This is a genomic window from Gaetbulibacter jejuensis, from assembly GCF_039524015.1.
Taxonomy (GTDB): Bacteria; Bacteroidota; Bacteroidia; order Flavobacteriales; family Flavobacteriaceae; genus Gaetbulibacter_B; species Gaetbulibacter_B jejuensis.
The window spans coordinates 231,919-246,226 of the sequence record NZ_BAAAGF010000004.1 but is presented as its reverse complement, the minus strand read 5'-3'; the positions used below and the strand labels follow the sequence as shown (position 1 = coordinate 246,226).

Here is a 14,308-nt window from a genome sequence, read left to right as displayed (position 1 = left end):
ATGTTGAAATTTGTAAAAAACCACATGGAAAGTATTACTGGTATAGAGATATATCCTTTAATATCCTTAATGATATTCTTCCTCTTTTTTGTTGCACTATTTTGGTGGGTTATAACAGCTAAAAAAGAGTACATAACTACTGTGAGCAATTTGCCATTAGACAAAAAAAACAATTAAAATTATGAGACAATTTATTCCATCATGGCTTAGAGTTCCAATCGTATTTTTCGCTATTGCTTTTTTTGCTGAATATATGATTGACTCAGGTGATAAACCAGCATTTATTGAGTACCCATTGCTATCACTGTTTTTGGTATTAGTACTACTTATTCTTATTGCTACTGAAGGTATAGTAAGTTCTATGGATAATGTACTTTATCAAAGTTTAGATGACGAAGCAAAAGCGAGATACGACGCACAACGTACAAGAACACCAAAATTCATTAAGTGGATTCAAAACACCTATAAAAAACTATTAGGCGCAAAACCTATCGAAGAAGAGCACGAAATTATTTTAGACCATAATTATGATGGTATTAAAGAGTTAGACAACTCTCTTCCGCCTTGGTGGATTTATAGTTTTTACATCTCAATTGCTTTTGCTGCTGTGTACTTATTAAAATACCATGTATTTAATGGTGACAGTCAATATGATGAATTAGCACAAGAATATGCCGAAGCAAAAATAGCTATCGAAGAATACAAAAAAACGGCTAAAGACTTGGTTGATTTTAATACTGTTGAATTACTTACTGAAGCTTCAGACTTAAGCAACGGTAAGAAAATTTTTGACACCAACTGCGTTGCATGCCACAAAATTGATGGTGGTGGTGGTATTGGTCCCAACCTAACCGATGAATATTGGATTTTAGGTGGTGGTATTAAAAATGTATTTAAAACAGTATCAGAAGGTGGAAGAACTGGAAAGGGAATGGAACCATGGTCCAAAAAAGGGCTTCGTCCATCAGAAATTGCCCAAGTAGCAAGTTACGTACTCACATTTCAAGGTACAACACCTGCTGAACCAAAAGACCCTGAAGGCGAACTTTGGATACCTGAAGGTTCTAAAACTGAAAATGCAGAAACCAGCTTAACAGAAGAAATTTCTACTGAAACTGATTCAACAACTGTGAATTAAACGTTGCTTAATGAGCCAACAAACACAAAATAACGAAAACTTTAGAGACTCTATTGGTACTATTACCGATGAAGGCAAGCGCGCTTGGATTTATCCAAAAAAACCAAGCGGTAAATTTTATGAAAGACGTAAAATAGTTAGCTACTTTTTGCTTGCCTTTTTGTTCTCTGCTCCATTTATTAAAGTAAATGGCAATCAGTTTTTAATGTTTAATGTGTTAGAAAGACGCTTTAACATTTTTGGGTTTCCGTTTTGGCCTCAAGACTTTCACCTATTTGTTATTTCAATGATTATTGGTGTCGTTTTCGTTACACTTTTCACAGTTGGTTTTGGACGTATATTTTGTGGATGGATTTGCCCTCAAACCATTTTTATGGAAATGGTTTTTAGACGTATTGAGTATTGGATTGATGGCGACAGAAACAAACAACGTAAACTAGACAAACAAAAGTGGGATGCCGAAAAAATAAGAAAACGTCTTTTAAAGTGGTTTGTCTTTTTGATCATCTCGTTTTTAATAGCTAATATCTTTCTTGCGTACCTTATTGGTAGCGATAAACTTTTAAGATACATTATCGATGGTCCTCAAGAGCATTTAGGAACATTATTTCCATTACTCATTTTTACGGCTGTATTCTACTTTGTTTTTGCATGGTTTAGAGAGCAAGTGTGTATTATTGCTTGCCCTTACGGAAGACTACAAGGTGTATTATTAGACAATAAATCGGTAGTTGTTGCTTACGACCATAAGCGAGGTGAAGGTGAAAATGGTCGTAAAAAATTCAGAAAAAATGAAGATAGGACTGCTTTAGGACATGGAGACTGTATTGATTGCCTACAATGTGTACATGTTTGCCCTACAGGAATTGATATTAGAAATGGCACACAACTAGAATGTGTAAACTGTACTGCTTGTATTGACGAATGCGACCATATCATGGAAAGCATTAATTTACCAAAAGGCTTAATTCGTTATGCAAGTGAAGATGAAATTGAGAAAAAAGAAACCTTTAAGCTTACTAGCCGAATGAAAGGCTACATAGCTGTCCTAACTATTTTAACAGGAGTTTTAATAGGTATGCTATTATTAAGAAATGATGTTGAAGCTAGAATTCTTAGACTACCAGGACAACTTTACGAGAAAAAAGACAACAACATTATAAGCAATGTGTTTACTTATAAAATTATAAACAAAACCACTCAAGAAATTGATAATGTAAGTTTTAAACTTAGAAATTTTGAGGGTGAGATAAAGCTTGTTTCAACAACTAAAGATTTTATGGTTCCTGAACAAGGTTTAGCAGAAGGCACATTATTTATTGAAATAAATAAAAGCCATTTAAAAGGTGATAAAAACAAGCTTATAATAGATGTGTATAGTCACGACAAATTTATAGAAACTACAACAGTTAACTTTTTGGGACCAAGAAGTTATCATTAAAAAATAGTGTTATGAAATTTAATTGGGGAACTGGAATTGTACTTGCATTTATTGGCTTCATTGGTTTTATCATGTACTTTGTTGTTACCATGAGTACAAATGATAAGTACGATCATGATTTAGTTACTGAAGATTATTATAAACAAGAATTAGAACTTCAGAAAAACATAAACAAAGAAAAAAACGCAGCTCAGCTAAAACATAATATTACCTGCAAAAAAACTGATACAGGTTTATTAATAAGCTTTCCGGAAGATCTTGATGCATCAAAAATAACCGGAAAAGTGTTCCTATATAGACCATCTAACAAGCAATTTGATTTTGAAACACCAATTTCTTTATCAAACCACAATTTGCTCGTACCTGACAACCGTTTGTTAGGTGGTCGTTGGAACATTACTATTGATTGGGAATATAACGAAATTCCTTATCGTTTTAAAAAAGAAATTGTTTACTAAATGCTTTGGTCTGCATTCATATTAGGTCTATTAGGTAGCTTTCACTGTGTTGGTATGTGTGGTCCTATTGCCTTTATGTTACCTGTTGACAGAAGTAATTCCGTAAAAAAAATAAGTCAAATTACAACCTACCACATTGGAAGACTGTTAGCATACAGTACAATAGGGCTAATTTTTGGGCTTATTGGTAAAAACCTTTACATCTTTGGTTTACAGCAACAACTTTCAATATGCATTGGTGTATTAATGATTGTTGTGGTTTTATTACCCTACAAAACGTTTAGCAAATACAACTTATCAAAACCGTTACACAAAATAATTTCAAAAGTAAAAAGTGAACTAGGTAGTGCCTTAAAAAAGAAAACTGCAGACACTTTTTTAACTATTGGATTTTTAAATGGGTTTTTACCTTGTGGATTAGTTTATATGGCTGTTTTTGGGAGTTTAGTAAGCAGCACCATTACACAAGGTGCTATGTATATGGCTCTTTTTGGTCTAGGGACAGTTCCTTTAATGACAAGTGCTATTTATTTAGGAAAATTTTTAAACACAACTATTAAACAACGAATCCAAAAAGCGATTCCTGTTTTTGTAGTTATTATTGGTATGTTATTTATTTTAAGAGGTTTAGGATTAGGAATTCCTTACATATCTCCTACTCCTGTTGTGGAAATGGTTTCAGGGAACATCAACTGTCACTAAAACAATTAAAACCCTCATAACAAACACATTGAACTATAAAACTGTATCTTTGTTAAACGAGGTAGTATACTATGAAAAACATTCTTCTTCTTACCGATTTTTCTAAAAGTGCAGATAATGCTATTAGCTATGCGTTGTCTCACTTTAACTCCAGTCCTTGTCACTTTTTCTTGATGTATGTGTATAAGTCTGGAAACTTTATAATGGACGATTTAATGACTAGCAGTAACGATACTGTTTTTGATGCTATTATAAAAGACGAAAAACAAGAGTTAGAACATTATAAATCTAAACTTACAGATGAATACAAGCAGCATCAATTTTCAACCATTATAGATTATGACGATTTATTGAGTGCCATATCTCAATCTATCGAATTAAATACTATTGATTTAATAGTTGCTGGTTATGATGGAGCTACAAGCTTAATGGAAACTGTTTTTGGTTCTAATACGCTTAAAATTATCAGAAATATTGAACACCCTACTTTAATTGTTCCTGAGGAGTTTCACTATCAAAATATTAAAAATGTTTTAATTCCATTAGATGAGTCTGATAAGTTAAATACTAGCGAGTTTGACAGATTACTAAAGTTTATAGATTTAAAACACACAAATATTCAAGTGCTAAGAATTGACAATGATGATACTTTAGCCGAAAGTGATAAACTTCATCTTGAAGAAAAGGCAGTAAACTACACTTATAATATTATTAAAAATGTTGCTCTACCTGATGCTGTAATGACATACCAGCAGTTAAATGAAATTGATTTAGTTGGACTAATAATTGAAAAGGAAAGCTTCTTAAAGCGTTTAATTTCTGAGTCTTCAACAACAAAAATCAGTAAGAGCTTAAACTTGCCCTTACTGATTGTTCATAATTAATACCAAAGTAATATATAACTATATTAGATTTTAAATGTCATTACTGGCAGTATTGCGTGGTTTGCAATATCTTCAGAAATACTTCCTTCAAAGAAATGTGTAATCCCTTTTCTACCATGTGTTGCTACAGCAATTAAATCGGCATTAATAGCATTAGCATGATTTAAAATACCAGATTCAACTGTATAATCTGATACAAAAGTTGTTTGCGACATTGCATCTGTATTGCCTGCTGCAGCTGTTAAAAAACCAGACACCTTTTGTCTCATTTCGGTAGAATTCAAAAACTTACCAGGAGTATTTACATAAACCAAGTGTACTTTTGCTCCCATACCTTCAAATTTATTAATTGCTGTTTTATAAACATCTATAGATTCTTTAGAGAAATCTGTTGCAAACAATACATTTTTAAAAGCAGTAGACTCTAACTTGTTTTTTAAAACCAAAACAGGAATTTCAGAATGTCTTACCACCTTCTCTGTATTTGAACCTACAAATATTTCGGATAAGCCACTAGTACCATGCGATCCCATTACTATTAAATCTGCACTATGGTCTTGTGCTACTTGACTCACTTCACTAAACACCTTAAAGTGTTTAACAATTGGAGTTACAGTCACACCTTTTAGATAGTCTTTATCTAAAAATTCTTCAAATCGTTTTTCAGCTAGTTTTAAATAAAAAATAGCTTCTTCTCCTTGTTCTAGACTTCCTTTGGTTAAAACTGCATCAGAAAGCTCCAACATGTGTAACGCCAAAACCTCTCCATGATTTTGTTTTGCCATTACAGCAGCAGCTTCTAAAGCATATTCAGAGTGTTCAGAAAAGTCTATTGGAACTATTATTTTTTTCATTTTTAGGGTGTTTTTAAAGGTTAAATTTTGTGTTTTTTGTAAGTATTAATTTACAACTTTTTTATGTGTTTCACAAGTTTTTAAGGTTATTAAATTGTCATAGAAAACAATTGTTTTTCAGGTTGTTTTCTTTGTAATAATACATCAAATGCCATACAAATATTGCGAACAAAAGGCTTTCCCTTTTTAGTAACCTTTAAACCTTCATTTTCTAGTATTAGTAACTCATCTTTTATCATTTCAGATAATTTAGCTTTAATTGATTCTAAATCATTAAGCTTTAACGACTCACATTTCCATGAGGTTTTATAGTGACACATTAAATTAAGAATATGTTGTCTAATAACTAAATCTTCTTCATTTAATATATGTCCTTTAAATACAGGAATAATTCCTTCTTCAATTAAATGATAATACTCTTCAATACCTTTTACATTTTGAGCAAAACCATACCAACTGTCGCTAATTGACGACACACCTAGTCCTATCATCATTTGAGTTTTTGAAGCTGTATAACCCATAAAATTTCTATGTAGTTCTTGTGTTGTCATAGCTTCATATAAGGTGTCTGTTGGTAATGCAAAGTGATCCATTCCTATTTCAGAATATCCTGCCACATTAAGCATATCTTTACCTATTTCATATTGTAATCGCTTGTCTTCGGCTTTTGGTAAGTCGGTATCTTTAAATCCTCTTTGACCATTACCTTTTATCCATGGCGTATGCGCATAGCTATAAAATGCTATTCGATCTGGCATTAGCTGTTTTGTTTTTTCAATGGTTTCTTTAATATGCTCAACTGTTTGAAACGGAAGCCCAAAAATAATATCGTGTCCTATGCTTGTATATCCTATTTCTCTTGCGGTTTCAGTCACATATTTTACATTTTCGAATGGCTGAATTCTATGTATTGCTTTTTGAACTGTTTCATTATAATCCTGAACTCCAAAACTCACTCGTCTAAATCCTAGGTTAAAAAGTGTTTGTAAATGCTCTCTTGTAGTATTGTTTGGATGTCCTTCAAAACTAAACTCATAATGGTCTGCCAAAACTGCTTTTCGGGTAATTCCTTCAATTAAACGCTTTAAGTTTTGAGACGAAAAAAAAGTTGGTGTGCCTCCACCTAAATGCAATTCTTTAATTACAGGTTTACTCTCAAACAAATTGCAGTACAATTGCCATTCTTTTAAAAGTGCAGTTATATAAGGAGATTCTACTTCATGACGTTTGGTGATTCGTTTATTGCAACCACAAAATGTGCATAAACTTTCACAAAAAGGCAAATGAATATAAAGACTAATCCCTTCGTTGTTATTACTCTCAACAAACGATTGCTGTGTTGAGGCTTTCCATTGCTTAAGAGAAAATGTATCCATATCCCAAAATGGCACTGTTGGATAGCTTGTATATCTTGGTCCTGGTATGTTGTACTTGCGTATTAATTCGTTATGATTCATTTGTGTAATTTTATACTTCAAAGGTAGACGCACAACAACAGTTATACTATGACATTTATCATATAAAAGTTAGCTATTGTTTTAATTTATTTGAAATAATGCTTACCTTCACTATTCATTTAAAAACCTAAATACAAAATGAAAAAAACACTTCTTATTATAGTTGCATTAGTATTAAGTTTCAATATTTCTTGTAAAAGCGATAAAAAAGAAACTGAAACAGCAACAGACAATGTAGAAACCGAAACTCCTACAGCTACCGAAACAAAAAAAACAACCTCAGAGCCTTACGTTCCAACTGATGTAGTAAAAAAAGTAACTGTAAAACTTGAAGCTAAAAGCGAAAGTAATGTTACTGGTAATGCTCTTTTTAAAGAAGAAAAAGGTGTTGTTACTATGATTGCTGTTTTTGATGGTTTAACTGAAGGTTCTCACGCTATTCACCTTCATGAAAAAGCCGATTGTTCATCATCAGATGGAACCTCAACAGGTGGTCACTGGAACCCAACTGCTCAACCTCATGGAAAATGGGGAGACGACAAAGGATACCACAAAGGAGACATTGGAAACTTTAGTGCTAACGCAAACGGAAAAGGAACCGTTACTTTTAGTACTGACCAATGGTGTATTGGCTGTGGCGATGACACTAAAGACATTTTAGGAAAAGCTGTCATTGTTCACCAAGGGACAGACGACTTTACCTCTCAACCATCTGGAGCTGCAGGCAGTAGAGTAAGCTGTGGAGGAATTATTGAATAACAAAATTAAATACTCAATAAAGATTTAAAGCTACCTCGTGTAGCTTTTTTCTTTGGTTTAAATTCACTATTTTCGGTATTCTTAAAACCAAACAATGCAACTAGAAACTCTTATATCTCAGTTTCAACAAAAAGACGAAAAAGCATTTGAATCGTTATACAATATGTATAGCGAAAGCATGCATGGAGTTATCTACAACATTGTTAGAGACAACGATATAGCTGGAGAAATTATGCAAGATGTTTTTATAAAAGTATGGCATAATTCTAGCAGCTACTCACCTGAAAAAGGTCGCTTTTTTACTTGGATTTTAAACATTGCAAGAAACGCAGCCATAGATAAAACAAGGTCAAAAGCATTTAAGAACTCAAAGAAAAACCTTGATGCGGAATTTTTCGTAGATATCTTGGAAAACAATGAAAACCTTAATGACAAAACTGATGCCATTGGTATTTCAAAATATGTAAAGAAACTTGCCAAAAAGTGTATTAAAGTTATTGAGCTACTTTATTTTAAAGGTTACACTCAAAAAGAAGCTTCTGAAACACTTGAAATGCCTATAGGTACCATAAAAACAAGAAACAGAAATTGCATTAAGGAATTAAGAGAAATGTTAATAAAGTAAATGGATATTAAAGCATACATAGAATCTGGAATTTTGGAACTTTACGTTGCAGGATCACTTTCTGAAAAAGAAAGTAAAGAAGTGTATGAACTTATGCTAAAGCATCCTGAAATTTTACAGGAAGTATTAGAAATTGAAGCTTCTGTTATAAAGCTTACAAGTGCTGTATCGCCAAAATCTAGCTCTCATATTTTCAACATAATAAAAGAAAAACTAAAACTTGGTGATAACGAGGTTAAGGTTGTTTCAATAAATAAACCTAAGTATAATTGGTTTACTTATACTGGTTGGGCAGCTGCTCTTATTGTAGGAGCTGGTTTACTGTGGACACTAAACCAAAACAAGCAATTAGAAGCCGATATTACTACAGCTGATATTGAAAATGCCTATTTAGAAGAGCAAATTGAAGCTGCTAAAAATGATCTTGCAGCAACAAAAAACCTTTTAAATGTATTACGTGATAAAGACATCATTGCTGTACCTCTTGGTGGACAAGGTGAGTTTGAAAATGCTTATGCTAAAGTATACTGGAATAAAGCAGACAACAGCATTTACTTAGATGCTCAAGGATTACCTAATGCACCTGAAGGTAAAGTTTGGCAAGTATGGTCGTTAACCCTAAACCCATTAACACCAACTAGTTTAGGTACTATTGATGATTTTAATACTGATGACAACAAGATATTTGCTATAGCCAACACTTTTGAAAGTCAAGCGTTTGGTATTACATTAGAACCTGAAGGCGGAAGCGAATCTCCAACAATGGAACAACTTTATACACTTGGTGTTGTTACGCCATCTACCCCTTAAAAAATCTCTTTTAGAAAATAACAAAAAGCATTAAACTGTTGTTTAATGCTTTTTTAATTTAAAAAAAGAAAATGCCTGCTTACACAAGATAAACAGACACTTTCCACTAACAAAAAAACTCTAAAAACAACCATAACTAGTATGGTTTACCACTAATTCAACCTATATCAATTTATTTTTTGCTAGTTGTTGTCAACCATTATTTCCCTCAAATTAATAGTCAAATTACATCTTCTATTTAAAACCTGTATGCAATAGTTCCTTTAATAAAAAAAGGTGTTCCAGGTGTAAAATGTATTTCTTCAACAGACTGTGCTTCGTTTTGCAAACGAGACTCTGTAGCAAACTGTGTTTCATTCCATTCGGTATCAAAAAGGTTTTCTATTACAAACCCTAAAGTGATATTATCAAAACTATAGTTAGCATTAAAATCGGTTACAAAATAGCCTTCTGCTACAATACTATTGTCTTCATTTGCTGGTCTATCATCAATATATCTATACCTAATTCCTCCAGAAAATCCATTCAAATCATTAACCGATAATCCTCCAGCCAATGTAAAATCAGGAGCTAACGGAATATAGTTTTGTCCATCAGGATCTTCTGTACTTCTAGCATGCGTAATTGTTGCATCAGTATCAAAAAACAACCAATCATTAAATTGATACCTTAAGCCTAAATCAAAACCATAACGTTCAGTTTTTCCGCTAGGTTCTACAATTCCAGCATCTCCTACATACACAAACTCTTGTTCTAAAAACAAATACCACAATGCCGAATTAAGCACTAGTTTTGGAAATGGCTTCCATACTTTACCAAAATCCAATCCATAAGCTCTTGGTAAAATATCTTCTCCTTGATTGCTTACAACAACTCTTGTATCATTAGAGTGAAAACCAATTCCTGATTTTAAAAACAGTTGAAGGTTACTAGCCGCATCGTAATAAAAATTAAGTTTCGGACTTAAAATTGTTTTAGTTTCAGACTGCGTAGTGTAATTAACTTGTAACTTATCGTTGTATAAAAACTTAAAATAGTCTAAGCGCAATGCAGGAGCTACTTTAAGCTTTCCAAACTCAAATTCTGCATTTACAAAAGCATCTACATTTGTTTGATTTAAATCACCCAATTGTATTTGCTCTAAAGTGGTTTTTCTGTTAAGTGTATGCGACAGTTCAATATCATTTACAATATCGTGTCTAAGACCTAAACCAGAACTAATAGTTACAGGAGTTGACCCTAAACTAGTTTCTTTAACAACACTTGCATTAACACCAAAAATATGTCTATCCTCTTGCTGTTTGATTTGATCTCCATTAACTGGATCTTCTAAAAAAAATGTGAAGTTAGAATACAATTCAAAAGCATAATGCGAATAAAACGCATTGGTTTTTAAGCGTGTGTTATCTGTGATATACTTATTGAATTCAACGTTAAAATTTGTGCGTTGGGTTTCTCCTCCTTCTGTATCATCAATAGCTCCAAAACGTGTAATATTTCCATTATCAACTTCGCGTTGCGGAATTTGACCAGAAGCATCCCATCTGCTTGTAAAGTGAGAAGCAGTTAATGACAATTTTGAATTATCTGATGAAAAAGCAACATACTTTCCAAATACATTAATTCGATTAAAATTTTGAGGCGACTCAAAAGGTCCATCGGTTGCTAAATATTCAGTAGCTATATATGCATTTTGATGTTTTGACTTTTCTAGAAGATTAAACATCCCAAGAGTTCTTAAGGTATTAAAATCTCCCATTGAAAATGTTATCGCACTTTCTTTTAGATAATCTTTTGTAGAAAAATCTACAAAACCTGCTGTAGTAAAATCGCCTTTATCGCCATAATAAGGACCTTTACCAAAATCTATTTTATTAACCGTTTCTGGTATTAAAAAATGTAAATCGCTATAACCTTGTCCATGCGCATGAGACACCATGTTTACTGGCATACCATCTACATTTATTGATACATCAGTACCATGATCTATATCAAAACCTCTAAGAAAAATTTGTTCTGCTTTTCCTCCTCCAGCATGCTGTCCAATAATTAACCCAGGTACTTTACGCAGTGCTTCTTGCGATGAATTCAACGGATTGGTATTCATATCCAACCTAGTTATAGTACTTGCTGTATTTAATTCTTCAGTAATTATCATTTCATCTAATTGAAACGCCTTTTCCTGAAGCGTAATAGGTAGTGTTGCTTCAAAACTTGAAGAGCTTACAACAACAAACTTTGTTTCATAACCCAATAATCCTATTTTTAGACTGTCTCCTACACTTGTATTATCAATAGTGAACAGACCATTTTCAGATGAATGTGCATGACTTTTTGTAGTAACGTTAAATACATAAGCAGATTCCAAAGGTTGACTAAAAGTATTTAAAACCTTACCTTTTAAATGCTGTGAAAAAGCAGTAGAACTCACTATTAACATTAGTAATACCAATATTGTATGTTTTGTTTTCATAATGTTGAGTGATTAAAGTTGCTCTATCTTTTCTTTCATGGTTGGTCCCAGTTCATACAGACTTCCTAAGAGTTCTTCTTTTAAAGGTTTCACTTTTTCATACTTACCAAAAGCCTTGTAAATTTCAGCTATATGGTATAGTGTTTCAGGTTCAAAAGTTTTATCAGCTATATGGTTTTCAACAATATTTAAGGCTCCATTTAGATTTCCGTTTTTAAATTCAGCCCAAGCCAACAAATCATAAGATTGTGGTGTTGGTCTGTTATCTACTTCAGTTTTAGCAATCATTATAGCTTCATCCCTATTTTCTTTTTCACAAGCATAAAGCAACACATTGAATTTGTTATACATATCACCATACGAAGTATCTTTTACAGCTTCTTTATACAGTTTTAGTTGCTCGTTTTTTAAAGCTATGTCTTGTTTATATTCGGCAATTTCAGCTTTAAGCAGGTAATAATCTGGAGCAAAAAAAGTGGTCGTAACTGTTTTTAAAATTCGTAAAGCTTCATCAGGATTGTTCTCATAAGAATAAACGATCCAAGCTATTCCTTTTTTAGCATAAGCATCGTTTGGATTTAATTCTAATGCTTTTAAATAATGAGTATACGAAGCTTCGATTTTTCCTGCATGACCATAAAAATCGGCAAGATTGGTGTAAGACCATTGTTTAATTCCGTCAAGATTAGAAGATTCAGCAATAGATTTTGCTTTTTCCATGTATTTAATAGCAGCATCCAGATTTCCTTTATGATCGCTCCATTTTGATAAACGAATGAGATAATCAAAATCACTAAAATCTTTAAACATCTCCAGATAGCCTTGTGCTAACTTATAGTTACCCAATTCTAAATGTGCATCAAAAAGCATTTTTTGGGTTGCCTCAAGATTTTCTCCTATTAACTCAGCCTTGGTAAGCTGTTGTAAAGCTTCTTTAAATCTGTGTTGAGAAATATAGTTTGAAGCTAATGCTCTTAAGTAACCAGCATCTTGTTGTTCGGTTGCCTTATTGACTTGTATCAAGTAGTTTTCAGCTTGTTTTAGGTATGAAATTTTGCCTGTAATTTCAAATAAATTAGAATATGACGTTGCAAGTTTTCCTAAATATGGAAACTGATTAGGTGTAGTTTCTAACTTTTGTTTCCAAAATTCATTATCGTTCTTAGCAGCTTGCAACGCCTTATTCTGGGCTAATTCAAGGTAAATATTATAATCATTAGTATCAGTAATTTTTTTTGGTGGTGTTGTGCAACTAGATACAATAATTGCACAGCACAACACTATTTTATATAGAGAGTTCATGAGTATTGAGAGTTATTTGTTAGTTGTTAAATAACCTTGAAATACGACTAACTAAATATTTCAAGGTTATTTAAAATTGTATTACCATGGCGAAGCCAAGTATGGAAATGAGGTAAGGAATTCCTTATCATTTGCGTCAACGTTATCATTGCTTAAAGTTGGGTTTTCAGAAAAATCTTCTCCTCCAAAAATCAATAGCAGTTCTACTGTAATAACATCATCAGCTAGTGCTCTACCAGTAAGCACATTGGTACCATCATAAAATGTAGTTGTTCCATCTAATGATACATTCAACACATCAGTAGCTAAAAGACCTGTAAATGTTGCAGAGTCTAAGCCTAGTGCATTAGTATCTCCAGGATTTGCATAAGCAGGACTTAAGGCTTCCAAGTTAGTTTGAAACATAGTTTGAAACGCTGCTCCTTGATTTGAAGGTATTGTAGTATTAAAATCGTCTTTACTAGATGAAGACACAAACACTGTGTTTACAGCTGGTCTACCCATTTGGTCTTCTTGTATATATGTACCCGAAAAATCAGGTCCAATTGGTTCGGTATTACTATCATCGTCATTATTACAGTTATATGCTGTTAAAGCAATAAGTGCTGCAATAGCATAAAGTTTTATAGTATTTAGTTTCATAATATTAATGTGTTTAAAGTTTATTGTTTTCTTTTAGTTTCAACCCAAGTAATTATTGTTCCTGTTCCGCCAATCATTGATTTTGGAACTTCAACAACAACAGACATTACATTGGTTCCAGCAAATGTGTCGTCACCTGGATTGTTAAACGCTGTAGCTGTTCCGCCAACAATTGCGCTATACTGAGCAAAGTCCATAAAGAAAGGGTCGTCTCGTGGTCCTGCAAAAAAGCGCATTCCGCCATTTGTTGAAATAGTAGCAGGAGAACCATAGCTTGTAATGTCTACAACTCCTTGTTGGGAAGCTGTTAAAATAGAACTGCTTAACCCTGTTGAGCTAGGTGCTGCTGGTCCAAAAAAGTACATTTTACCATCTCTTGCAGTAGCTTGAATTACCAAGTCTTCAACATTATCTCCTGTAGTGTCAATGTTAAACTCTATAAGAGTATTTTCATCAAACGAAGCACTTCCAGTGGCTGAAGGACTCAAAAGACCTTGTGTATTTGCTACAAATACCAGATTGTTTGTGTCTTCTCCCTGAAAAGCATAAAAGTCAGTAATATCGTTCGTACCACCTTGAACCGCTGGCGCATCAATGTGGTCTGCTGCAATAGCAATGAAACCTGCAACTGCAACAATTGCGATCCCTAAAAAGATTTTTGATTTTTTCATAATAATGAGATTTTTGTTAATTAATTGTTTTGTCTCTGCTCTACCTACGGAAAAATCTAAAGTGCGGTTTTGTTAAATTTTTGTTAACAAAA

The 14,308-nt window shown here is 32.9% G+C and carries 15 protein-coding genes; 9 read left to right on the top strand and 6 right to left on the bottom strand.

Features of this window, described 5'->3' with window-relative positions:
- The 6 genes from ABD011_RS13180 (at position 1) to ABD011_RS13155 (ending at position 4,623) form a co-directional block, all read left to right on the top strand.
- Entirely contained in the window at positions 1-177 is a 177-nt protein-coding gene (locus ABD011_RS13180) for a CcoQ/FixQ family Cbb3-type cytochrome c oxidase assembly chaperone (RefSeq protein WP_129761267.1), read from the top strand.
- A gap of 4 nt (positions 178-181) precedes the next feature.
- On the top strand, positions 182-1,138 hold the full coding sequence (locus ABD011_RS13175) for a cbb3-type cytochrome c oxidase N-terminal domain-containing protein (RefSeq protein WP_343798971.1): 957 nt from the start codon (positions 182-184) through the stop codon (positions 1,136-1,138).
- Between the two features lie 10 nt (positions 1,139-1,148).
- The gene (gene ccoG / locus ABD011_RS13170; protein WP_129761265.1) at positions 1,149-2,579 is read left to right on the top strand and encodes a cytochrome c oxidase accessory protein CcoG; all 1,431 of its coding nucleotides are present in this window, start codon (positions 1,149-1,151) and stop codon (positions 2,577-2,579) included.
- Positions 2,580-2,590: 11 nt separating this feature from the next.
- On the top strand, positions 2,591-3,037 hold the full coding sequence (locus tag ABD011_RS13165; protein ID WP_129761264.1) for a FixH family protein: 447 nt from the start codon (positions 2,591-2,593) through the stop codon (positions 3,035-3,037).
- On the top strand, positions 3,038-3,739 hold the full coding sequence (locus tag ABD011_RS13160) for a sulfite exporter TauE/SafE family protein (RefSeq protein ID WP_343798968.1): 702 nt from the start codon (positions 3,038-3,040) through the stop codon (positions 3,737-3,739). It abuts the gene before it with no gap.
- Positions 3,740-3,810: 71 nt separating this feature from the next.
- Entirely contained in the window at positions 3,811-4,623 is an 813-nt protein-coding gene (locus tag ABD011_RS13155) for a universal stress protein (RefSeq protein ID WP_343798966.1), read from the top strand.
- 23 nt (positions 4,624-4,646) lie between these two features.
- Here ABD011_RS13155 and ABD011_RS13150 read toward each other — a convergent pair whose 3' ends face one another.
- A complete protein-coding gene (locus tag ABD011_RS13150) occupies positions 4,647-5,477 on the bottom strand; it encodes a universal stress protein (RefSeq protein WP_129761261.1) in 831 nt (276 codons plus the stop codon).
- Positions 5,478-5,566: 89 nt separating this feature from the next.
- Positions 5,567-6,934 carry an oxygen-independent coproporphyrinogen III oxidase gene (hemN, locus tag ABD011_RS13145; RefSeq protein WP_343798964.1) on the bottom strand — a complete coding sequence of 456 codons (1,368 nt, stop codon included), beginning with the start codon at positions 6,932-6,934 and terminating at the stop codon, positions 5,567-5,569.
- A 138-nt stretch (positions 6,935-7,072) separates the two neighbouring features.
- Here hemN and ABD011_RS13140 point away from each other — a divergent pair, with 138 nt between their 5' ends.
- The 3 genes from ABD011_RS13140 (at position 7,073) to ABD011_RS13130 (ending at position 9,128) form a co-directional block, all read left to right on the top strand.
- A complete protein-coding gene (locus ABD011_RS13140) occupies positions 7,073-7,693 on the top strand; it encodes a superoxide dismutase family protein (RefSeq protein WP_343798962.1) in 621 nt (206 codons plus the stop codon).
- Positions 7,694-7,787: 94 nt separating this feature from the next.
- Positions 7,788-8,318, top strand: a complete 531-nt coding sequence (locus ABD011_RS13135) for an RNA polymerase sigma factor (RefSeq protein WP_343798960.1) — start codon at positions 7,788-7,790, stop codon at positions 8,316-8,318.
- Entirely contained in the window at positions 8,319-9,128 is an 810-nt protein-coding gene (locus ABD011_RS13130; protein ID WP_343798958.1) for an anti-sigma factor, read from the top strand.
- A gap of 238 nt (positions 9,129-9,366) precedes the next feature.
- Here ABD011_RS13130 and ABD011_RS13125 read toward each other — a convergent pair whose 3' ends face one another.
- The 4 genes from ABD011_RS13125 to ABD011_RS13110 all read right to left on the bottom strand — a co-directional run bounded on the left by ABD011_RS13125 (position 9,367) and on the right by ABD011_RS13110 (position 14,216).
- On the bottom strand, positions 9,367-11,601 hold the full coding sequence (locus ABD011_RS13125) for a TonB-dependent receptor (RefSeq protein ID WP_343798956.1): 2,235 nt from the start codon (positions 11,599-11,601) through the stop codon (positions 9,367-9,369).
- A gap of 12 nt (positions 11,602-11,613) precedes the next feature.
- On the bottom strand, positions 11,614-12,903 hold the full coding sequence (locus ABD011_RS13120; protein ID WP_343798954.1) for a tetratricopeptide repeat protein: 1,290 nt from the start codon (positions 12,901-12,903) through the stop codon (positions 11,614-11,616).
- Positions 12,904-12,984: 81 nt separating this feature from the next.
- Positions 12,985-13,545, bottom strand: a complete 561-nt coding sequence (locus ABD011_RS13115; protein ID WP_262733080.1) for a DUF4331 domain-containing protein — start codon at positions 13,543-13,545, stop codon at positions 12,985-12,987.
- 20 nt (positions 13,546-13,565) lie between these two features.
- Positions 13,566-14,216 (bottom strand): DUF4331 family protein, encoded by a 651-nt coding sequence (locus tag ABD011_RS13110; RefSeq protein WP_343798951.1) that lies wholly within the window; start codon positions 14,214-14,216, stop codon positions 13,566-13,568.
- Positions 14,217-14,308 lie beyond the last annotated feature (92 nt).